Source organism: Burkholderia sp. AU31624 (assembly GCF_020420065.1).
GTDB lineage: Bacteria > Pseudomonadota > Gammaproteobacteria > Burkholderiales > Burkholderiaceae > Burkholderia.
Genome location: NZ_JAIZRT010000005.1, coordinates 557,816 through 577,791, shown reverse-complemented (window position 1 = coordinate 577,791; position 19,976 = coordinate 557,816). Strand labels below are relative to the sequence as shown.

The window sequence follows — 19,976 nt, the reverse complement described above, 5'->3', positions numbered from 1 at the left end:
GTGAGCGCTCGACCATCGGCGGAGACGACACATGACGGACGACACACGTGCCACGCAATTGCTTTCGGGCCAGACCTGGGCCGACTTCTGCGACACCCTGAAACGCAGCGGAGAACAGATCCTGCGCGCCGAGGCGCCGGACGATCCGCTGACGCGCGCGGAAGGATTCCGCTACCTGAGCCGGCTGATGCGTATCGCGCTCGAGATGCACGTCGAGTTCGCGGACGGTGCATGGCCCGGCTTTTTCTCGCCGTCGCACGAGACCGCGAAGATCGGCGCCGACAATCCCGACAACCTGTACCAGTACGCGCGTCTCGACGGCCGCTGCGAATATCGCGTGACGGGGCGGCGCGGCACGGTGGCCTACCTGAGCTTCGGCACGCAGAAGGGCGGCTACGAGACCGACGGCAAGATGCTGCAGACGGGCTTTCTCGACGCAAAGCAGCTCGAGATCGCGCCGGACGGCAGCGTCGAGATCGTGCTGAGCGAAACGCCGCGCGCGGGTAACTGGGTACGCATGGAGCCGGGCACCAACGCGTTGCTGGTGCGCCAGACCTTCCTCGACCGGCGCGCGGAAACGCCGGCACAACTGAAGATCGAGCGCATCGGCGCCGACGATCGACCGGCGCCGCTCGACCCGCTCGTGCTGCAGGGCGGCCTCACGCGCGCGGCGCAGTTCGTCGAGCAGACGTCGAAGCTGTTCGCTGACTGGGCCGCGAGCTACCGGTCGCACGTGAATGCGCTGCCGCCCGCCGACCAGGCGCTGTGCCAGTCGGTCGGCGGCGATCCGAACATCTACTACTACCACTCGTGCTGGTCGCTGGCCGATGACGAAGCACTCGTGATCGACGTCGACACGGTGCCCGACTGCGACTTCTGGAACGTGCAGCTCAACAACTACTGGATGGAATCGCTCGATTACCGGCACTTCGACATCTGCGTGAACAAGCACAGCGCGCGGCTGAATGCGGACGGCGGCGTGACGGTGGTCGTCGCGGCCGTGCGGCCCGGCCATGCGAACTGGCTCGATACCGCCGGGCATCGCACCGGCACGATCTGCTGGCGCTGGGTCGGCGCCGCGCAGCCGGTGCATCCGCGCACGCGGGTCGTCAAGCTTGCAACGCTGAAGGAGGCCGCATGAACGCGCCGCTTGACCGGATCCGCACGCTGCTCTCGGCCGACGGGTTGATCGCCGAAGCCGTGTCGCGCACGGGCGGACTGACCGCGTTCGGTGACGGGCCGTATCGCGAGGCGCTCGACGTGATGTGTGCGTCGCTGATCGACGAAGCGAAGCTGTCCGCGCGCGGCGCGGAGATGATGCGCGAGAAGCTCGTCGGCCAGCTCGTGAACCGGCTCGTCATCGAGGACTACTTCCGGCGTCATCCGGAAATCGCGGAGATCGCGATCGACGATCCGCTCGTGATCGTCGGCCTGCCGCGCACGGGTACGACGCTGCTGCAGCGCCTGCTGGCCGTCGACCTGCGCTTCCATACTGCGGCGTGGTGGGAAACCCGCTACCCGGCGCCGCTTGCAGGCGAGACGCTCGCCGAGCCGACGGTGCGCATCGCGCGTGCGCAGGCCGAGGTCGCGACGATGATCGACTGCATTCCGCAGATCCTGACGATCCATCCGCTCGATGCGATGCTCGCGGACGAGGAGTTCATGCTGATGGAGCATGCGTTCGTGTGCGCGATGGATTCGTATGCGAACGTGCCGCGCTATACGGCATGGCTCGCGCGGCAGGATCTCACACCGGTCTATATATACCTGAAGCGGATGCTGCAGTTCCTGCAATGGCAGAAGGCGCAGCGTGGCGTCGCGCCGGCCGCGCGCTGGCTGCTGAAGACGCCGCAGCACCTGCATGCGCTCGACGTGCTGTGCCGGGTGTTTCCGCGTGCGCAGGTCGTGCTCACGCACCGCGATCCGGCGCAGACGATTCCGTCGATGGCGAGCATGGCGCACACGCTGTGGCAGATGTATGCGGACGATCCGGATCCGCTCACCATCGGCGCGCAGTGGAACGCGGGGATGGCGCGCGCGATCGGTGCGGCGATGACCGCGCGCGATGCGCTGCCGGCCGACCGCTTCCTCGACGTGCGCTTCGAGGACACGGTGTCGAATCCGCTCGGCGTCGCCGAGGCCGTGTACGCGTTTGCCGGGATGCCGCTCGATGCGCGGCAGCGCGCGGCGATGACGGACTGGATGGCGCGCAACGGCCGCGACAAACGTGCCGCACACGACTATTCGATCGCGCGCTTCGGCTTCACCGATGCACAGCTCGCGCGCGACTTCGCCGCGTATCGCGCGCGGCACCTGCGGGCATCCGGCTGACGGACATTGCTCGCGAGATCCACGACAACCAGGAGAAAACCATGTTGCTGAAGGACAAGATCATCGTGATTTCCGGGATCGGGCCGGGGCTTGGTGTGAAGCTCGCCGTCGAGGCCGCGCGCGAGGGTGCGCGCGGCGTGGTCGTCGCGGCGCGCAGGCTGGAAAAGCTCGACGATGCCGAAGCGCGAATCCACGCACTCGGCGTCGACTGCGACGTGCTGAAGGTGCGGACCGACATCACCGACCGTGCACAATGTCGCCAGCTCGCGACGCAGGCCGTCGAGCGCTTCGGCCGGATCGACGCGCTCGTGAACAGCGCATTCGTGCACGGCACGTTTCCGGAACCGGTGGAGGAAGCCGACCTCGACGGCTGGCGCGCGGTGTTCGACACCAACGTGTTCGGCACGATGGCGCTCACGCAGGCAGTCGTGCCGCACATGAAGCGGCACAAGCGCGGCGCGATCGTGATGATCAACACGCAGGCGACCCGCAAGCCGTTTGCAGGGGAAGGCGGCTACGCTGTATCGAAGGGGGCGCTCGCGGTTGCGGCAAAATACCTGGCGCGCGAACTCGGCGTGCACGGCATTCGCGCGAACAGCATCCACATGGGGTGGATGTGGGGCGTGCCGACCCAGACGTATTTCCGGCAGGCGGCTGCCGAGTACGGCATGACGGAAGAGCAGGTCATCGCGCCGATCGCGTCGAATCTCGCGCTCGCGAAGTTGCCGACCGACGACGACTGTGCACGCGCGGCGCTGTTCCTCGCGTCGGACTATGCGAATGCGGTGACGGGTGCGACGCTCGACGCGAATGGCGGCGATTTCATGCCCTGACGATGGAGCAAAGGATCATGCAGGACAACCACGACACACGACACTTCTTTGCATTCAACGGCGACGCGGACGGGCTGTGCGCGCTTCAGCAACTTCGGCTCGCGGAGAGCGAGCACGGCACGCTCGTGACCGGCGTGAAACGCGACATCAAGCTGCTCGAGCGGATCGGCGCGCGGGCGGGCGACATCGTCACCGTGCTCGACGTGTCGCACGACCAGAATCGCGACGCGTGCGTGCGGCTGCTGCGCGACGGCGCGACGGTCCGCTATTTCGACCATCACTTCGCGGGCGAACTGCCCGACGATCCGCGCTTCGACGCGCATATCGACACGGCGGCCGACGTCTGCACGAGCGCGATCGTGAACCGCTATCTCGACGGCCGGCACGTGCGCTGGGCGATCGTCGCGGCGTTCGGCGACGAGTTGCCGGCGCTCGGCCACGCGCTGGCGAGTGAGCACGGGATCGACGAGGCGCAACGCGACACGCTCGCCGAACTTGGGCTCTACCTGAACTACAACGCGTACGGCGAGTGTGTCGGCGATCTGCATTTCGACCCGGCCGCGCTCGCCGATGCGATGCTGCCGTGCGTCGACCCGCTCGATTTCGTGCGCGAGACAACCGTGTTCGCCGCGCTGCGCGACGGCTACCGCGACGACATGGCGCGTGCGTGCGCGCTCGCGCCGCTGCGCGAGGTGCCCGGTGCGACGCTGGTCCGGATGCCTGATCATCCGTGGGCGCGGCGAGCGACCGGCATGCTCGCGAACGAGCGGATGCGCAGTGCGCCGCATGCGGCGCTCGCGGTGCTGTCGCCACGTGCGGACGGCGGGCTCGTCGTCAGCGTGCGCGTGCCCGATGGCCGACCGCTCGGCGCCGACGAATTCTGTCGCGGCTTTTCGACCGGCGGCGGGCGCAAGCGCGCGGGCGGGATCAACCATCTGCCGGAAACCGAGTTCGACGCATTCGCCGAGCGATTCGAGGCCGCGTTCAGGCTCGATTGACGCAGCGGGCTGCGACGGTGCGTGCGCCGTGTACCTGCGCACGACGCGCGCATCGCGAATGGATCAACCGGTCGCGCCCGCGAGCACGGTCGGCACGTTGTGACCGTAGCAGCGTTCCTCGACGCGTTCGGCGATGCGCCAACCTTGCACAGTGCGCGCGAAACGGTCGACGTACCAGAGCCCGAGAAACATCACCTGCGTGCCGCCGTCCGCCAGCGCGACTTCCATCGGATTGAAGCAGATCGTGCGGCCGCGTGCGGTATCGCCGTCGAGCCGGATCGACAGGTTGCCGACCATGTGCTGGTACTGCGGAAACTGCGGCAACACGGTGCGCAGCCAGGCCTTCACCTCCGGATAGCGGCCGGCGATGCCGCCCATCGCGCGATAGTCGATTGCAGCATCAGGGGTGAACACCGCGTCGAGCGCGTCGAAGTCGCGCGTATCGATCGCGCTCGAATACGCGACGATCAGCTCGCGGATGTCGTGATGGTCGGACAGCGTTTGCAGATCGGGCATCGGCGGCTCCCGGTCACGCGCCGTTGCGCCGGCGTGCCGCGTGGAGCGCTTCGGCACGCTGCTTCACGTCGCGCGCGCACTGGTCAAAACCCTGTTTTACCCACCCTCCGTGGTTCTGCATGATCGTGTCAGCGTTGACGCCGAGGAACTGGTCGGTCGTGAAATAGCGGCAGCGCTCCGCACCGATCGCGTCGATGTACTGGTCGCGGCGCGCGGCGTCCTTGTTGTCGTCGGTCGGGCGCTGCTCCCACGACAGCAGGCGTTCGGGTTCGTACGCGACGAGGATCTCGTTGACGGGAATCACGGTCTCCGTGCCCGGGATGCGCACCTGCATGTGCACGAAATCGCCGAGCCTGCCGGTCGTTTCGAAGCCGACGCAGAACGTGTTCCATTCGCCGTAGCGCGGGAAGTCGGTCAGCACTTCCCAGACGACGGAAGCCGGTGCGTCGATGTCGACGGTGATCGAGGTGACGAGATTCGAGGGTTTGGTCATGGCGATGTATCGGATCGGATGAAACCGCGCCGACCCGGGTGGCGGGACGCGTCGCGGCGGTCGGAAGGAGCCGCGCCGGCATCGGTCGGCGCGCGTGACGGGTGTGGCTCGGGACGTGCGGGGCGTTTTCGCCGGCACGTGCCGCGCAGCGCACCCGACATCGAGCGTAGGTCGGCACACGCGGCGAAGAATCGTCGGAATGGACTAAGGCGTTTCACCGGGGCGGCAGGGTGGTGCGATCGCCGCGACGGTCGGCGGCATGGGCGCACCGGCGCATCATGCACGCAGAACGTCGACACCACGCAGCGCAGCCGCGACAATACGGGTCTCTTTCCGCTTTCGTCTTCGAGGTGCCTGTGTCCGCCAAGTCGTCCGTTGCTCCCGCGATCGTCTGGTTCCGCGACGATCTACGCGTGACCGACCAGCCCGCGCTGACGCGCGCGGTGGAATCGGGCCGGCCGCTCATTTGCGTATTCGTCGACGACACGGGCGACGGCGCCGGGCGCGCGCTCGGTGGTGCAGCGCGCTGGTGGCTGCACGGGTCGCTGGCCGGGCTCGATGCGGCGCTCGCGCGTCATGGTGGGCGCCTACTGCTGTTGCGCGGCGACGCGCCGCGCGAGATCGAGCGCATCGTGCACGACACGGGGGCGCAAGCCGTGTACTGGAACCGTCGCTACGCGCAACCGCAGCGCGACGCCGATGCGGCGCTGAAGGCGTCGCTCAAGGCGCGCGGCGTCACGGTCGAGAGCAGCAACGGCAGCCTGCTGAACGAGCCCTGGGAGGTGCTGACGGGCGGCGGCACCCCGTATCAGGTGTTCACTGCGTACTGGCGGGCGGCGCGACGGGATCGCACGGTCGCCGCGCCGCTGCCGGAACCCGAGCGGATCGCGTTTCATCCGTGGCCGAAAGCCGTGCGTGACCGCGCGCTGGCGCTCGACGCGCTTGCGTTGCGGCCGCATTCGCCCGATTGGGCCGGCGGCCTGCGCGATGCGTGGCCCATGCCCGACGAAGCCGGCGCGCACGCGCAGCTCGACGCGTTCCTGACGACATCGCTCGCCGGCTATGCGGACGCACGCGATCTGCCCGACCGTCCCGCGACGAGCCGGCTGTCGCCGTTCCTGCGCTTCGGCAACGTGTCGCCGCGACAGGTCTGGCACGCGGTGCAGGGCGCCGCGAGCGCAGGCGGCGCGGCGGTGGCCGCGGACGCCGACAAATTCCTCAGCGAACTCGGCTGGCGCGAGTTCAGCTACACGCTGCTGTATCACTTCCCGGCGCTCGCGACCGACAACTTCCGTGCGCAGTTCGACGCGATGCCGTGGCGTGACGATCCCGCCGCGCTGCGCGCATGGCAGCGCGGGCTGACCGGCTATCCGCTCGTCGATGCGGGCCTGCGCGAACTGTGGACGACCGGCTGGATGCACAACCGCGTGCGAATGGTCGTCGCGTCGTTCCTGATCAAGCATCTGCTGATCGACTGGCGCGCGGGCGAAGCATGGTTCTGGGACACGCTGGTTGACGCCGATCCCGCGAACAACGCGGCGAGCTGGCAGTGGGTGGCCGGGTGCGGTGCCGACGCCGCGCCGTATTTCCGCATCTTCAATCCGGTCGCGCAGGGGCAGAAGTTCGATCCGGACGGCGCGTACGTGCGGCGCTGGGTGCCCGAGCTTGCCGGTCTCGACAACGCCTCGATCCACGCGCCGTGGGAGGCGTCGCCGCTGGAACTTGCCGCGGCCGGCGTGCGACTCGGTGTCGATTATCCAGCGCCGCTCGTCGAGCATGCGGCCGCGCGTGCCCGCGCGCTCGATGCGCTGGCGGCATTGCCGAAGCGCCGCTGACCGCACGCTCCGGATGGCCGCATCAATTGCAGAACGCGACGTGTTCGAGCAGCGCGTACGCGACGCCCGAGCTGAAATAAGCCGCGCCGCACCACGCGACGAAGGCGAGCGCGCCGGCGGCCAGCGCCGCGCGGATCATGCCCATGCCGCGTTGCCCGATGCCGGGCGTGCGACGCGCGCGTCGTTGATCGGCAGGTGCAGCAACGCCGCGAGCACGCCGAGCGCGATCGAGCCGATCCACAGCGGCATGTATGAGTGCGTCGCGTCGTACACCACCGCGCCGAGCCAGACGCCGAAGAAGCTGCCGAGCTGGTGTCCGAAGAACACGAAGCCGAACAGCGTCGCGATGTAGCGCACGCCGAACACCTGCGAGATCACGCCGTTCGTCAGCGGCACGGTGCCGAGCCACGTGAACCCCATCACGGCCGCGAACACGTAGACGCTCGCGGGCGACAGGGGTGCCGCGACGAACGCGGCCATCGTGAGCGCCCGCACGAGGTACAGCACCGACAGCACGTACTTGCGCCTCAGCAGCCCGCCGAGATGGCCGCACGCATAGGTGCCGGCCACGTTGGTCAGCGCGATCAGCGCGAGCGCGACGCTCGCGTGGCGTGCCGGCAGCCCGTGGTCGAGCAGGTACGCGGGAAGGTGCGTCGCGACGAACGCGAGCTGGAAGCCGCATGCGAAGAAACCCGCGTTCAGCAGCCAGAAGCCGCGATGCGCGAACGCCTCGCGCACGGCTTCGCCGATCGACTGGTCGGGGCCGGCGGCGGCAGCCTGCGCGGGTCGGTCGCGTAGCAGCAGGGCGAGCGGTGCAAGCAGCGCCGCGACGAGCGCCAGCGCGATGAACGCGTGCCGCCAGCCGATGCCGCCGATCAGCGTCTGCGCGACGGGCACCATGCAGAACTGGCCGAGCCCGCCGATCGCGCCCGCGACGCCGAGCGCCCAGCCGCGCCGGTCCGGCGGAAACAGGCGGCTCAGCGCGCCATAAATCGACGCGAACGCCGAGCCCGACAGCGCAATGCCGATCACGAGCCCGGCGCCGACCGTGAACATGCCGGTCGTCGCCGCATGCGCCATCGTGACGAGCCCGGCCGCATACAGCAGCATCCCGGCGACGATCACGCGCAGCGAGCCGAAGCGATCGGCGACCATCCCCGTGAACGGCTGCGCGACGCCCCAGATCAGGTTCTGCAGCGCGAGGGCGAGCCCGAATGCTTCGCGCGACCAGCCGTGGTCGAGCGACACCGGCGCGAGGAACAGGCCCTGCACATGGCGGATGCCGAGCGCGGCGCCCATGATCAGGCCGCCGGCCAGGACGGGCAGCCAGCGGCGGCGGACTTCCTGCTCGATCGGGGTCATGCGTGTCTCCGGATGAAGGCGCGCGGCAAGACGGCCGCGCTCGATCCGATTAGACGATCGGGCCCGTCGTCGCTCAAGCGATCATTCGGTCAGGTTGGCATGCTTGGCAGGAATGCGATGCGGAGCACGCGGGGGAGGAGCGGGCGTGCCCGGCAGCGGTCGGGTCGATACGCAAAGGCCGCGTCGGCTTACACCGACGCCGTGCCGTGCGCACGCATCGCGACATCGCAATCGGCCGCTTCGGCGAGCATCCAGTCGCGCACGTCGGCGACTTCGCGGCGTGGGGCCGGATCGTGCTGGAACAGCCAGTAGCCGTACGCATCCGACAGCGCCTGCGTGTGCGGCCCGAGCACCGCGAGCCGCCCGTCCGCGAGCATCGGCGCGACGAGCGCGAGCCGGCCGAGCGCGACGCCCTGGCCCGCGATCGCCGCCTGGATCACCTGGTCGTACTGGTTGAAACGCAGCACGCCTTTCGGGCGCGCGTCGCCGAGCCCGGCCGCGTGCAGGTGCGCGCGCCACTGCAATTGCGGCTGCGGCGGCCCGTCGAATTCGAGCAGCACGTGGTCGGCGATCGCGGCCGCGTTCGTGACGGGCCGCGCGGCGAGCGCCGGATGCGCGACCGGCACGACGATCTCGTCGAACAGGCGCAGCGCGCCGACCGGCGCGCGCTCGCGCGGACAGTAGCGGATCCCGAGGTCGATGCCTTCGGCGCGCAAATCGAGTACCTTGTCGTTCGCGGCCACGCGCAGGTCGATCTCCGGCAGGCGCGCCTGCAGCCGCCCGAGCCGCGGCAGCAGCCACAGCGCGGTGACGCCGATGCTGGCGGTGATCGTGACGGGCTGGCGCTCGCGCGTGGCCGCGAGCGAGGCGACGGTGTCCTGCAGCCCATGCAGTGCCGCATCCGCGACGCGAAACAGCCGCTCGCCTTCCGGCGTGAACGCGATCTTCCGGTAGCCGCGCTGCAGCAATGCGACGCCGAGATGCGCTTCGAGTGCGTGTACCTGGCGGCTGACCGCCGATTGCGTGACGCACAGGTCCTGCGCGGCGAGCGTGATGCTCATGCGGCGGCCGACGGCGACGAAACCGCGGACGAGGTCGAGCGACGGGAGGCGGACGAGCGGCGTTGACATGCGCGTGACTCATGCGAACGGAGCAGCAAGATTGGTTGAGAACGCGGGGCGCGTCAAGTTCAATGGAGGCTGGCGCGAGCGGTGAAGGATGGGGCGGGCGACGCCCCGGCCGGCTGCGAAGCATGGATGTGGGCAGGCACTGACGCGCTCACCCGGACGGACCGCGAGGCATGGGACTGGAGACACGATGACGATTTCGAACGAAGGCCGCAAAATGACGCAGGGCACCCGCGCGGCGGACGCATTGCCGCCCGAGCCGGTGACGCTGCGCGCGGCCGACGGCTATACATTGCGCGGCCATGTATGGCGCCATCGCGGCGGCAGTGTCGTGCGGCCGGTGACGGTCATCAATTGCGCGACGTCGGTGCGTTGCGACTACTACTTCCGTTTCGCGGCCTGGCTGTTCGCCCAGGGGCGCGACGTGCTCGTCTACGACTATCGCGGCATCGGCGGGTCGCGCCCGGCGCGGCTCGCGAAGCTGCGCGCGAACTGGCTCGACTGGGGGCGGCTCGATTGCGAAGCCGCGCTGCACTACGCACGCGACGCGTTTCCGGGCCAGCCGATCGACATCGTCGCGCACAGCATCGGCGGGTTCGCGCTCGGGCTCGCCGCATCGAACGTCCACGTGCGGCATGCGGTGACGGTCGGCGCGCAGTATGCGTACTGGCGCGATTACAAGCCGGCCGAACGGCGCCGCATGTGGTGGAAGTGGCACGTCGCGATGCCGGTGCTCGCGGCCGTGTTCGGCTACGTGCCCGCGAAGCGGCTCGGCTGGATGGAGGACACGCCGCGCGGCGTCGCGTTGTCGTGGGTGCGCTCGCAGGCACGCTTCGAGGACGGCTATACGAGCGGCCCGCTCGCCGAACCCGCCGCGAGCCGCGCCGCACTGCCCGCCCGCTTCGCGGGGCTGTCGGCGCCGATGCTGGCGATTGGCCTCGACGACGACGGGTTCGGCACGGTCGAGGCGATCGAGCGGCTGGTCGGCTACTACACGGGCAGCGACGTCACGCATCTGCGGATCGCGCCGGCCGACATCGGCGTCGACGCGATCGGCCATTTCGCGTTTTTCCACAGCCGCTTCACCGAAACGCTGTGGCCGCTCGCGCTCTACTGGCTGCAGCACGGCGCGCTGCCGGCCGATGCGCCGGGCAACGTGCATGCGATTCACCCGGCATCGCGCGGGCGTGGACCCGGCAGCGGCGTGCCGGGCGTTGCCGCGAACGGGTGACAGCGCGGCCGCGCCATGCATCGCGCATGCCGAGAGGACACGCGCCGGCGTAGCGCACGGTGCCGGCATCGACGCCGGCGGGCCGCAGTGGTTCGCCATATCGCCTGATCGATTAACATCGGACGTTTCCTTCCACAGGCCGCCGCACGTCGATGCTCGTCCCGCCCGATTCCGTTTCCCCGTCTGAAAGCCCCAGCGCCTGGCGCATGCAGCGGCTCGACGCGCCGCCCGCCGCGGCCCGCGCCGGCGTGCGGATCGCGCGCGTCGATTTCGACTGGCGCGTGCCGCTTGCGTCGCCCGCGTATGCGGCACTGAGCGACGGCGAGCGCGCGCGGGCCGCACGCTTCATGCGGCATGAGGATGCGGTGCGCAGCGCCGCGACGCGTGCCGCGCTGCGCGACGTGCTCGGCACGGCCCTCGGCATCGCGCCGCACGCGGTGGCGATCGTCGTCGACGCATCGGGTCGGCCGTCGCTGGACGGCGCGCATCGCGCATCGCTCGACTTCAACGTGTCGCATGCGGGCGCCCATGCGTTGATTGCGTGGGCTCCTGCGGGGCGCGTCGGCGTCGATATCGAGTGCTGCAACCGCGCGACCGACTGGCGTGCGCTGACGCGCGAAGTGTGCGCGCCCGCCGAAGCCGCCTATCTCGACAGCCTGCCGCCGGCCGAGCGCGCCGGCGCATTCATGCGCGTCTGGAGTGCGAAGGAGGCGCTGCTCAAGGCGCTCGGCACGGGCATCGTCGGCGGGCTGGGCGCGTTCGCGGTCATGCCGCCGCGCGATGGCGCGACCCCCGCGACGACGATCGTCGAGCCGGCCGCGCCCGCCGCCGGCGTCGCGGCGTTCGATGCGGCGTGGCTCGACGCGGCGCCCGGCTATGCGGCGTGCGTCGCGTGGACGCGTGCGTGAGCCGCGCTCAGCGCGCGGCGTTCATTCGAGCGGCGCGTCGTTCGGCGCCGCATAGCGCGCCTTGATCACGTCGCTCATCGCGAAGTCGAACGACAGCCCCTTCGGCGGCACCGGCTTCATGAACCACTTGTCGTACAGCGCGTCGATCTCGCCGCGCTTCATCAATTGCACCAGCACGCCGTCGACGAGCGCCTTGAACGGCGGATCGTCCTTGCGCAGCATGAACCCGTAGGCTTCCGACGATTGCGGCGTGCCGACGATCTGCCAGTCGGCCGGCTTCGCGGCGAGCTGGCGCACGCCCGCGAGCAGCACGTCGTCCATCATGTACGCGGCCGCGCGGCCCGATTCGAGCGTGAGGCGCCCTTCGCCGTAATCCTTCGCGCTGATGATCCGCATGTTCATCTTCTTTTCCTCGTTCATCTTGCGCAGCAGGCGCTCGGACGTCGTGCCCTGATTCGTCACGACCGTCTTGCCGGCGAGATCGGGGAAGTCGCGGATGCCCGACGTCGTGCGCGTGAGCAGGCGCGTCGTCGCGACGAAGAAGGTGGTCGAGAACGCGACCTGCGCGTGACGCGCGGCGAGGTTCGTGGTGACGCCGCATTCGAGATCGACGGTGCCGTTCTGCACGAGCGGGATGCGGTTCTGCGACGTGACCGGAATGAAGCGCACCTGCAGGTCGGGCTTGCCGGTGCGCGCCTTCACCGCGGCGATCACGCGGTCGCACAGGTCCTGCGAGAAGCCGATGACCTTGCCGTTCGCGTCGGCGTAGGAAAACGGCACCGACGTTTCGCGGTGGCCGATCGAGATCAGGTTGCTCTGCCGGATCTTCTCGAGCGTGCCGGAGAGCGGCTCCGCGGCGAGCGACGCGCCGCACGCGAGTGCGCACGCGGCGAACAGCAGGGGGCGGCCGAACCGGATGGCGAGTCGTGACGGGAAGGACATGGCGGTCTCCGTGGCGAATGATGAACCGTATGTTGCCAAAGACAAAATAATTGCAACAACTGTTAAGAGCCGGATCACACGGGCTGAAGGGGCGGGCCGCGCCGGGCATCAGGGAAACTCCCGAGTCGAAATCGGTGAAAAACGGGTTGTCTAGACAAGTTGGCGTGGCTACACTTCAATCCATTCCGAACTTGTCTAGACAGGATTGCTCACATGATTACGTTGACCCCCGGCCATCTGACCCTCCCGCAACTGCGCCAGATCGCACGCGAATCCGTGCAGCTCGCGCTCGACCCGGCCAGCTTCGCGAAGATCGACGCGGGCGCGAAGGCCGTCGCCGACATCGCCGCGAAGGGCGAGCCGGCCTACGGCATCAACACGGGCTTCGGCCGCCTGGCCAGCACGCACATCCCGCACGACCAGCTCGAACTGCTGCAGAAGAACCTCGTGCTGTCGCACGCAGTCGGCGTGGGCGAGCCGATGGCACGCTCGTCGGTGCGCCTGCTGATGGCGCTGAAGCTGTCGAGCCTCGGCCGCGGCCACTCGGGCATCCGTCGCGAAGTGATGGACGCGCTGATCAAGCTGTTCAACGCGGACGTGCTGCCGCTGATCCCGGTGAAGGGCTCGGTCGGCGCATCGGGCGACCTCGCGCCGCTTGCGCACATGTCGGCCGTGCTGCTGGGTGTCGGCGAAGTGTTCATCCGCGGCGAGCGTGCAAGCGCACTCGAAGGTCTGCGCGTCGCGGGCCTCGCGCCGCTGACGCTGCAGGCGAAGGAAGGCCTGGCGCTGCTGAACGGCACGCAGGCATCGACCGCGCTGGCGCTCGACAACATGTTCGCGATCGAAGACCTGTACCGCACCGCGCTCGTCGCCGGCGCGCTGTCGGTCGACGCGGCTGCCGGTTCGGTGAAGCCGTTCGACGCACGCATTCATGAACTGCGAGGCCATCAAGGCCAGATCGACGCGGCCGCATCGTATCGCGACCTGCTCGAAGGCTCGCCGATCAACCAGTCGCACCGCGACTGCGACAAGGTGCAGGACCCGTACAGCCTGCGCTGCCAGCCGCAGGTGATGGGCGCGTGCCTGGACCAGATGCGCCATGCGGCCGACGTGCTGCTGGTCGAAGCGAACGCCGTGTCGGACAACCCGCTGATCTTCCCGGATACCGGCGAAGTGCTGTCGGGCGGCAACTTCCACGCGGAACCCGTCGCGTTCGCGGCCGACAACCTCGCGCTCGCTGCAGCGGAAATCGGCGCACTGGCCGAACGCCGCATCGCGCTGCTGATCGACGCGACGCTGTCGGGCCTGCCCCCGTTCCTCGTGCGGGACGGCGGCGTGAACTCGGGCTTCATGATCGCGCACGTGACGGCGGCCGCCCTCGCGTCGGAAAACAAGACGCTCGCGCATCCGGCGTCGGTCGACTCGCTGCCGACCTCGGCGAACCAGGAAGACCACGTGTCGATGGCGACGTTCGCCGCGCGCAAGCTCGCCGACATCGCGGACAACACGAAGCACATCCTCGCGATCGAGCTGCTGGCCGCCGCGCAAGGCGTCGACCTGCGCGCGCCGTATCACACGAGCCCGAAGCTGGCGCCGGTGATGGAAACGATCCGCAGCAAGGTCGCGCACTACGAGCTCGACCACTACTTCGCACCGGACATCGCCGTGATCGCCAAGCTGGTCGGCGAGCGCGCGTTCGCGAAGGTCGCGCCGTTCTCGTTCGCGTCGGAACAGTAAGCCCATGAGCGCGCCGGTCTACCAGGAGATCAAGGATTTCATCCTGGCCCGCATCCACGCAGGCGAGTGGGAGGAGGGCGATCAGGTGCCGTCCGAGAACGAGCTGGCGCGCGAATTCAAGGTGGCGCGCATGACCGTCAACCGCGCGCTGCGCGAGTTGACGGCCGAGCAGGTGCTCACGCGCATGAAGGGGGCGGGCACCTACGTCGCGCGGCCGAAGTACGAGTCGACGCTGGTGGCGATCCGCAGCATCTCGGAGGAAGTCGGCGCACGCGGGCATGCGTATCACGCCAGCGTGCTCGGCCTCGACACGATCCGCGCCGACGACGCGCTCGCCGACGAGATGCAGGTCGCCGTGCGCACGAAGCTGTTTCATTCGCAGGTGCTGCACTTCGAGAACGACGAGCCCGTGCAGCTCGAAGAACGATGGGTGAATCCGGCGGTCGCGCCGGATTACGCCGAGCAGGATTTCACGAACACGACGCCGAACCTGTACCTGATGCGCGCGGCTCCGCTGCAGCGCGTCGAGTACCGGATCGAAGCGGCGGCCCCGGCGCCGGAGCGGCGCGAGCAGCTGCGGATGGACGACGTCGAGCCGTGTCTGGTTTTACATCGACGCACCTGGTCGCAGGGCGTCGTCGCCTCGGTGGCGAATCTGTGGCATCCCGGCAGCCGTTATCGCTTCACCGGGCATTTCTGATTCCTATTTGATAGTCATTTTCCTTCGGGAGCAGTCGTCATGAACCATCCGAAACACATCGATCCCCGTCTCGATCCGACGCGCACGATCCGCGCGCCGCGCGGCAGCGAGAAAGTCTGCAAGACCTGGCTGGCCGAAGCGGCCTACCGGATGATCCAGAACAACCTCGACCCGGAAGTCGCCGAGCATCCGCATGCGCTCGTGGTGTACGGCGGCATCGGCCGCGCGGCACGCAACTGGGAATGCTACGACCAGATCCTCGCATCGCTGAAGGATCTCGAAGAGAACGAGACGCTGCTGATCCAGTCGGGCAAGCCGGTCGGTGTGTTCCGCACGCACAAGGATGCGCCGCGCGTGCTGCTCGCGAACTCGAACCTCGTGCCGCACTGGGCGAACTGGGATCACTTCCACGAGCTCGATCGCAAGGGCCTGATGATGTACGGCCAGATGACGGCCGGCAGCTGGATCTACATCGGCAGCCAGGGCATCGTTCAGGGTACCTATGAAACGTTCTTCTCGGTCGCGAACCAGCACTTCAACGGCGATCCGTCGGGCCGCTGGATCCTGACGGGCGGCCTGGGCGGCATGGGCGGCGCGCAGCCGCTGGCCGCGACGATGGCCGGCTTCTCGATGATCGCGGTCGAATGCGACGAGACCCGCATCGATTTCCGCCTGAAGACGCGCTACGTCGACAAGAAGGCGACGACGCTCGACGAGGCGCTCGGCATGATCGAGGAAGCGAAGCGCACTGGCAAGCCGGTGTCGATCGGCCTGCTCGGCAACGCGGCCGACGTGTTCGCCGAACTCGTCACGCGCGGCATCACGCCGGACTGCGTGACCGACCAGACGAGCGCGCACGACCCGATCAACGGTTACCTGCCGCAAGGCTGGACCGTCGCGCAATGGCGCGAAGCGCAGAAGGTCGATCCGCAGAGCATCGTGAAGGTCGCGAAGCAGTCGATGGCCGTCCAGGTGCGCGCGATGCTGGCGCTGCAGGAACGCGGCGCGGCGACGCTCGACTACGGCAACAACATCCGCCAGATGGCGCTGGAAATGGGTGTCGAGAACGCATTCGACTTCCCGGGCTTCGTGCCGGCCTACATCCGCCCGCTGTTCTGCGAAGGCAAGGGCCCGTTCCGCTGGGTCGCGCTGTCGGGCGATCCGGAAGACATCTACAAGACCGACCAGAAGGTGAAGGAGCTGATCCCCGACGATCCGCACCTGCACAACTGGCTCGACATGGCGCGTGAGCGCATTGCGTTCCAGGGCCTGCCGGCACGGATCTGCTGGGTCGGCGTGAAGGATCGCTATCGCCTCGGCCAGGCGTTCAACGAGATGGTCAGGAACGGCGAACTGAAGGCCCCGATCGTGATCGGCCGCGACCACCTCGACACCGGCTCGGTCGCCAGCCCGAACCGCGAGACGGAATCGATGAAGGACGGTTCGGACGCCGTGAGCGACTGGCCGCTCTTGAACGCCCTGCTGAACACCGCAGGCGGCGCATCGTGGGTGTCGCTGCACCATGGCGGCGGCGTCGGCATGGGCTTCTCGCAGCACTCGGGCGTCGTGATCGTCGCCGACGGTACCGCCGAAGCGCACGAGCGCCTCGGCCGCGTGCTGCTGAACGACCCGGCGACGGGCGTGATGCGCCATGCGGATGCCGGCTACGAACTCGCGCAGCAGACGGCCCGCGAAGCCGGCCTGAAGCTGCCGATGCTCGGCCGCTGAGCATGACGGCGCTCCACCCGGCGCCGGCGATTGCGACGATGATCCGCGCAGCGGATCTCGTCGCGTCGCCCTGGAAGAACGGCGGCGGCGTGACGCGCGAGATCGCCGCGTTCCCGCCGGGCGCCGCGCTCGACGCGTTCGCGTGGCGCGTGAGCGTCGCCGACGTCGGCACGGCCGGGCCGTTCTCGCGTTTCGACGGGATCGACCGCACGCTGGTGCTGCTGTCCGGCGCGGGCATGACGCTCGCCGAGGCAGGCGGCGCCCGCCACGTGCTCGACGCACCGCTGGCCCGCGCGGATTTTGCGGGGGAAGCGGCGATCGACGCGACGCTGCACGACGGCGCGACGCGCGACTTCAACCTGATGACGCGCCGTTCGGCCGCGCGCGGCGCGCTCGACGTATGGCGCGCGGGCGCGCACCGCATCGAGCATGCCGATACCGTGCTGCTGTATTGCGCGGCCGGCGAAGCCGCCGTCGAAATCGACGGCATGCGCTACGCCCTGGAAGAAATGGACACGCTGCGGCTCGACGGGCCGCGGCGTGCGTTTGACGTCGTCGTGAGCGGGAGCGGCGCGTTGCTCGCCGTGTCGCTCGCCATCGGCGAACGAGACTGAACGCATGAAACCGACTGTCTGGCATCACCTGAGGCTGTGTCCGCACGGCCATCCTGACGAGACGATCGACGACGCGGCGATCGCCGTCGACGAAACCGGCACGATCGTCTGGCTCGGCGCGATGTCCGCGCTGCCGCACGGTTACGCCCACTGGCAGCGCGAGGATCTGCACGGCGCGTGGGTGACGCCGGGCCTCGTCGACTGCCATACGCACCTCGTGTACGGCGGCACGCGTGCCGACGAATTCGCGCAGCGCCTCGCGGGCGTGAGCTACGAGGAAATCGCGCGGCAGGGCGGCGGGATCGTGTCGACGGTGCGCGCGACGCGCGCGGCCGACGAGACGGCGCTGTTCGTGCAGGCTGCAGCCCGCCTGCAGCCGCTGCTCGCCGAAGGCGTGACCGCGATCGAGATCAAGTCGGGCTACGGGCTCGACCTCGCGAGCGAACGCAAGATGCTGCGCGTTGCTCGCCAGCTCGGCGAACGCTTTCCGGTCAGCGTCTACACGACCTTCCTCGGCGCGCACGCGCTGCCGCCCGAATATGCGGGCCGTGCGGATGCGTACATCGACGAAGTGTGCGACCGGATGCTGCCGGCGCTGGCCGACGAAGGGCTCGTCGACGCGGTCGACGTGTTCTGCGAACGCATCGGCTTTTCGCTCGCGCAGACCGAGCGCGTGTTCGAGGCCGCGACGCGGCGCGGGCTGCCCGTGAAGCTGCATGCGGAGCAGCTGTCGAATGCGGGCGGCACGGCGCTGGCCGCGCGTTATCGCGCACTGTCCGCCGATCACCTCGAATTTCTCGACGAAGCCGGCATCGAGGCGATGAAGGCAGCCGGCACGGTTGCCGTGCTGCTGCCCGGCGCGTACTACTTCATCCGCGAGACGCAACTGCCGCCGATCGAGCTGCTGCGCAAACACGGCGTGCCGATCGCGCTCGCGACCGATCACAACCCCGGCACGTCGCCGCTCGAATCGCTGCTGCTGACGTTGAACATGGGCTGCACGCTGTTCCGCATGACGGTGCCCGAAGTGCTGCAGGGCGTCACGCGCCATGCGGCCGCGGCGCTCGGCCGCGCGGATCGCCACGGCGCGCTCGAGGTCGGTCGCCAGGCCGACTTCGCCGCGTGGTCGGTCGGCTCGCTGGCGGAGCTCGCCTACTGGATCGGCCGGCCGCTGTGCGAGCAGGTCGTACGCGGCGGCACGACCGTGTTTCGCCGGATGAATGGATAGCCTCATGACCGACACCACGTTGTTCGCAGACCATGCGTACCTGCCCGATGGCTGGCGCCGTAACGTCCTGCTGCGCTGGGACGCGGCCGGCACGCTGACCGGCGTGACGCCCGACACCGACGCACCCGCGGGCGTCGCTCGCGCGGCCGGGCCGGTGCTGCCCGGCATGCCGAACCTGCACTCGCACGCGTTCCAGCGCGCGATGGCGGGGCTCACCGAATATCGCGCGAATCCGTCCGACAGCTTCTGGAGCTGGCGCGACCTGATGTACCGCTTCGCGCTGAAGATCACGCCCGACGCGCTCGCCGCGATCGCGCGCTGGCTGTATGTCGAGATGCTCAAGTGCGGCTACACGTCGGTGTGCGAATTCCACTACGTGCACCACACGCAGGACGGCTCGCGCTATCCGCAGATCGCCGAGCTCGGCACGCGCGTGATCGACGCCGCGCGCGCGGCCGGCATCGGCATCACGATGCTGCCGGTGTCGTACCAGTTCGCCGGTTTCGGTGACAAGCCGCCGCGTGACGACCAGCGCCGCTTCATCAATACGCCTGACGGCCTGCTCGAGCTGCTCGACGCGATGCGCCGCGTGGCGCCGGAGCACGGCGGGCTGCGCTACGGCGTTGCACCGCACTCGCTGCGGGCGGTATCCGAGAACGGCTTGCGCGTGCTGCTCGCAGGGCTGCCCGACGATGCCCCCGTGCATATCCATATCGCCGAGCAGACGGCCGAAGTCGACGACTGCGTGCGTGCGTACGGCGCGCGCCCCGTGCAATGGCTGCTCGATCGCTTCGACGTCGATGCGCGCTGGTGTCTCGTGCACGCGACGCACGTCGACGCGGCCGAAACGGCGGCGCTCGCGAAGCGTCGCGCGGTCGCCGGCCTGTGCCTGACGACCGAAGCGAACCTCGGCGACGGCGTGTTCCCCGCTGTCGACTATCTCGCGCAGGGCGGCGTGATCGGCGTCGGCTCCGACAGCCACGCATCGGTCGACTGGCGCTCCGAGCTGCGCCTGCTCGAATACGGCCAACGGCTCGTGCACCGCGCGCGCAACGTGCTGGCGAGCGAGTCGCAGGCGCATGTCGCCGATCGCCTGTTCGATGCGTCGCTCGCCGGTGGCGCGCAGGCCAGCGGGCGGCGCGTCGGTGCGCTGCGTGAAGGGTGCCGCGCCGACTGGCTCGTGCTCGATCCCGATCATCCGGCGATCGCCGAACACGACAGCACGTCGTGGTTGTCGGGTATCGTGTTCGCGGAGCACGGCGACACGCCGGTGCTCGACGTCTACACGGGCGGCGAGCGCGTCGTGAGCGGCCGCCGTCATCGCGACGAAGCCGTCGCGTATGCCGACTACCGCGCCGCGCTGGCGCAACTGCTGCGCTGACGCGCGCAACCG

At 69.0% G+C, this 19,976-nt stretch carries 19 protein-coding genes; 13 read left to right on the top strand and 6 right to left on the bottom strand.

The features are described from left to right. Positions 1 to 31: 31 nt before the first annotated feature. From LGM89_RS21720 to LGM89_RS21705, 4 genes are read left to right on the top strand one after another with little or no spacing between them, the layout of a single operon-like run. Positions 32 to 1,141, top strand: coding sequence for a DUF1214 domain-containing protein (locus LGM89_RS21720; protein WP_089495198.1), 1,110 nt, complete (start codon positions 32 to 34; stop codon positions 1,139 to 1,141). After that, positions 1,138 to 2,331, top strand: a complete 1,194-nt coding sequence (locus LGM89_RS21715; protein ID WP_226273840.1) for a sulfotransferase family protein — start codon at positions 1,138 to 1,140, stop codon at positions 2,329 to 2,331. Before LGM89_RS21720 ends, LGM89_RS21715 begins: the two co-directional genes overlap by 4 nt. A gap of 41 nt (positions 2,332 to 2,372) precedes the next feature. Further along, complete coding sequence (locus LGM89_RS21710; RefSeq protein ID WP_226273839.1) at positions 2,373 to 3,164, top strand: SDR family oxidoreductase; 792 nt, start codon at positions 2,373 to 2,375, stop codon at positions 3,162 to 3,164. A 17-nt stretch (positions 3,165 to 3,181) separates the two neighbouring features. Further along, positions 3,182 to 4,162: an acetyltransferase gene (locus tag LGM89_RS21705; RefSeq protein WP_226273838.1), complete on the top strand. Its 981-nt coding sequence runs from the start codon at positions 3,182 to 3,184 to the stop codon at positions 4,160 to 4,162. A gap of 63 nt (positions 4,163 to 4,225) precedes the next feature. Here the strand turns inward: LGM89_RS21705 and LGM89_RS21700 are convergent, their stop codons facing one another. Next, a complete protein-coding gene (locus LGM89_RS21700) occupies positions 4,226 to 4,678 on the bottom strand; it encodes a nuclear transport factor 2 family protein (protein ID WP_089495194.1) in 453 nt (150 codons plus the stop codon). Between the two features lie 13 nt (positions 4,679 to 4,691). Further along, positions 4,692 to 5,171 carry an SRPBCC domain-containing protein gene (locus tag LGM89_RS21695; protein ID WP_226273837.1) on the bottom strand — a complete coding sequence of 160 codons (480 nt, stop codon included), beginning with the start codon at positions 5,169 to 5,171 and terminating at the stop codon, positions 4,692 to 4,694. Between the two features lie 356 nt (positions 5,172 to 5,527). On the opposite strand from LGM89_RS21695, the gene LGM89_RS21690 reads away from it, so the two are divergent. Further along, a complete protein-coding gene (locus tag LGM89_RS21690) occupies positions 5,528 to 7,006 on the top strand; it encodes a cryptochrome/photolyase family protein (RefSeq protein ID WP_226273836.1) in 1,479 nt (492 codons plus the stop codon). 22 nt (positions 7,007 to 7,028) lie between these two features. On the opposite strand, the gene LGM89_RS37200 is transcribed toward LGM89_RS21690, so the two are convergent. The 3 genes from LGM89_RS37200 to LGM89_RS21680 form a co-directional block, all read right to left on the bottom strand. Next, on the bottom strand, positions 7,029 to 7,151 hold the full coding sequence (locus tag LGM89_RS37200; RefSeq protein WP_256989978.1) for a hypothetical protein: 123 nt from the start codon (positions 7,149 to 7,151) through the stop codon (positions 7,029 to 7,031). Continuing rightward, on the bottom strand, positions 7,142 to 8,368 hold the full coding sequence (locus LGM89_RS21685) for an MFS transporter (protein ID WP_226273835.1): 1,227 nt from the start codon (positions 8,366 to 8,368) through the stop codon (positions 7,142 to 7,144). Before LGM89_RS21685 ends, LGM89_RS37200 begins: the two co-directional genes overlap by 10 nt. 188 nt (positions 8,369 to 8,556) lie before the next feature. Beyond that, positions 8,557 to 9,498: a LysR substrate-binding domain-containing protein gene (locus LGM89_RS21680; RefSeq protein ID WP_226273834.1), complete on the bottom strand. Its 942-nt coding sequence runs from the start codon at positions 9,496 to 9,498 to the stop codon at positions 8,557 to 8,559. 187 nt (positions 9,499 to 9,685) lie between these two features. Here LGM89_RS21680 and LGM89_RS21675 point away from each other — a divergent pair, with 187 nt between their 5' ends. Together LGM89_RS21675 and LGM89_RS21670 are read left to right on the top strand one after the other, a co-directional pair. Next, a complete protein-coding gene (locus LGM89_RS21675; RefSeq protein ID WP_226273833.1) occupies positions 9,686 to 10,726 on the top strand; it encodes an alpha/beta fold hydrolase in 1,041 nt (346 codons plus the stop codon). A 152-nt stretch (positions 10,727 to 10,878) separates the two neighbouring features. Further along, positions 10,879 to 11,634: a 4'-phosphopantetheinyl transferase family protein gene (locus LGM89_RS21670; RefSeq protein ID WP_226207022.1), complete on the top strand. Its 756-nt coding sequence runs from the start codon at positions 10,879 to 10,881 to the stop codon at positions 11,632 to 11,634. 21 nt (positions 11,635 to 11,655) lie between these two features. Here LGM89_RS21670 and LGM89_RS21665 read toward each other — a convergent pair whose 3' ends face one another. Next, the gene (locus LGM89_RS21665; protein WP_226273832.1) at positions 11,656 to 12,576 is read right to left on the bottom strand and encodes a glutamate/aspartate ABC transporter substrate-binding protein; all 921 of its coding nucleotides are present in this window, start codon (positions 12,574 to 12,576) and stop codon (positions 11,656 to 11,658) included. Between the two features lie 213 nt (positions 12,577 to 12,789). On the opposite strand from LGM89_RS21665, the gene hutH reads away from it, so the two are divergent. From hutH to LGM89_RS21635, 6 genes are read left to right on the top strand one after another with little or no spacing between them, the layout of a single operon-like run. Continuing rightward, positions 12,790 to 14,313: a histidine ammonia-lyase gene (hutH, locus tag LGM89_RS21660; protein WP_226273831.1), complete on the top strand. Its 1,524-nt coding sequence runs from the start codon at positions 12,790 to 12,792 to the stop codon at positions 14,311 to 14,313. Between the two features lie 4 nt (positions 14,314 to 14,317). Continuing rightward, positions 14,318 to 15,013 (top strand): histidine utilization repressor, encoded by a 696-nt coding sequence (hutC, locus tag LGM89_RS21655; protein ID WP_069248398.1) that lies wholly within the window; start codon positions 14,318 to 14,320, stop codon positions 15,011 to 15,013. Positions 15,014 to 15,052: 39 nt separating this feature from the next. After that, on the top strand, positions 15,053 to 16,741 hold the full coding sequence (gene hutU / locus LGM89_RS21650; protein ID WP_089495185.1) for a urocanate hydratase: 1,689 nt from the start codon (positions 15,053 to 15,055) through the stop codon (positions 16,739 to 16,741). Between the two features lie 2 nt (positions 16,742 to 16,743). Further along, positions 16,744 to 17,355, top strand: a complete 612-nt coding sequence (locus LGM89_RS21645; RefSeq protein WP_226273830.1) for a HutD family protein — start codon at positions 16,744 to 16,746, stop codon at positions 17,353 to 17,355. 4 nt (positions 17,356 to 17,359) lie between these two features. After that, complete coding sequence (hutI, locus tag LGM89_RS21640; protein WP_089495183.1) at positions 17,360 to 18,583, top strand: imidazolonepropionase; 1,224 nt, start codon at positions 17,360 to 17,362, stop codon at positions 18,581 to 18,583. A gap of 4 nt (positions 18,584 to 18,587) precedes the next feature. Beyond that, positions 18,588 to 19,964 (top strand): formimidoylglutamate deiminase, encoded by a 1,377-nt coding sequence (locus LGM89_RS21635; RefSeq protein WP_089425796.1) that lies wholly within the window; start codon positions 18,588 to 18,590, stop codon positions 19,962 to 19,964. Positions 19,965 to 19,976: the final 12 nt, after the last annotated feature.

What these genes read in the sequence shown, in the direction of transcription:
- LGM89_RS21720 (WP_089495198.1), top strand. Translation starts at nt 32, where the DNA reads ATGACGGACGACACACGTGCCACGCAATTGCTTTCGGGCCAGACCTGG.
- LGM89_RS21715 (WP_226273840.1), top strand. Translation starts at nt 1,138, where the DNA reads ATGAACGCGCCGCTTGACCGGATCCGCACGCTGCTCTCGGCCGACGGG.
- LGM89_RS21710 (WP_226273839.1), top strand. Translation starts at nt 2,373, where the DNA reads ATGTTGCTGAAGGACAAGATCATCGTGATTTCCGGGATCGGGCCGGGG.
- LGM89_RS21705 (WP_226273838.1), top strand. Translation starts at nt 3,182, where the DNA reads ATGCAGGACAACCACGACACACGACACTTCTTTGCATTCAACGGCGAC.
- LGM89_RS21700 (WP_089495194.1), bottom strand. Translation starts at nt 4,678, where the DNA reads ATGCCCGATCTGCAAACGCTGTCCGACCATCACGACATCCGCGAGCTG.
- LGM89_RS21695 (WP_226273837.1), bottom strand. Translation starts at nt 5,171, where the DNA reads ATGACCAAACCCTCGAATCTCGTCACCTCGATCACCGTCGACATCGAC.
- LGM89_RS37200 (WP_256989978.1), bottom strand. Translation starts at nt 7,151, where the DNA reads ATGGGCATGATCCGCGCGGCGCTGGCCGCCGGCGCGCTCGCCTTCGTC.
- LGM89_RS21685 (WP_226273835.1), bottom strand. Translation starts at nt 8,368, where the DNA reads ATGACCCCGATCGAGCAGGAAGTCCGCCGCCGCTGGCTGCCCGTCCTG.
- LGM89_RS21680 (WP_226273834.1), bottom strand. Translation starts at nt 9,498, where the DNA reads ATGTCAACGCCGCTCGTCCGCCTCCCGTCGCTCGACCTCGTCCGCGGT.
- LGM89_RS21675 (WP_226273833.1), top strand. Translation starts at nt 9,686, where the DNA reads ATGACGATTTCGAACGAAGGCCGCAAAATGACGCAGGGCACCCGCGCG.
- LGM89_RS21670 (WP_226207022.1), top strand. Translation starts at nt 10,879, where the DNA reads ATGCTCGTCCCGCCCGATTCCGTTTCCCCGTCTGAAAGCCCCAGCGCC.
- LGM89_RS21665 (WP_226273832.1), bottom strand. Translation starts at nt 12,576, where the DNA reads ATGTCCTTCCCGTCACGACTCGCCATCCGGTTCGGCCGCCCCCTGCTG.
- hutH (WP_226273831.1), top strand. Translation starts at nt 12,790, where the DNA reads ATGATTACGTTGACCCCCGGCCATCTGACCCTCCCGCAACTGCGCCAG.
- hutC (WP_069248398.1), top strand. Translation starts at nt 14,318, where the DNA reads ATGAGCGCGCCGGTCTACCAGGAGATCAAGGATTTCATCCTGGCCCGC.
- hutU (WP_089495185.1), top strand. Translation starts at nt 15,053, where the DNA reads ATGAACCATCCGAAACACATCGATCCCCGTCTCGATCCGACGCGCACG.
- LGM89_RS21645 (WP_226273830.1), top strand. Translation starts at nt 16,744, where the DNA reads ATGACGGCGCTCCACCCGGCGCCGGCGATTGCGACGATGATCCGCGCA.
- hutI (WP_089495183.1), top strand. Translation starts at nt 17,360, where the DNA reads ATGAAACCGACTGTCTGGCATCACCTGAGGCTGTGTCCGCACGGCCAT.
- LGM89_RS21635 (WP_089425796.1), top strand. Translation starts at nt 18,588, where the DNA reads ATGACCGACACCACGTTGTTCGCAGACCATGCGTACCTGCCCGATGGC.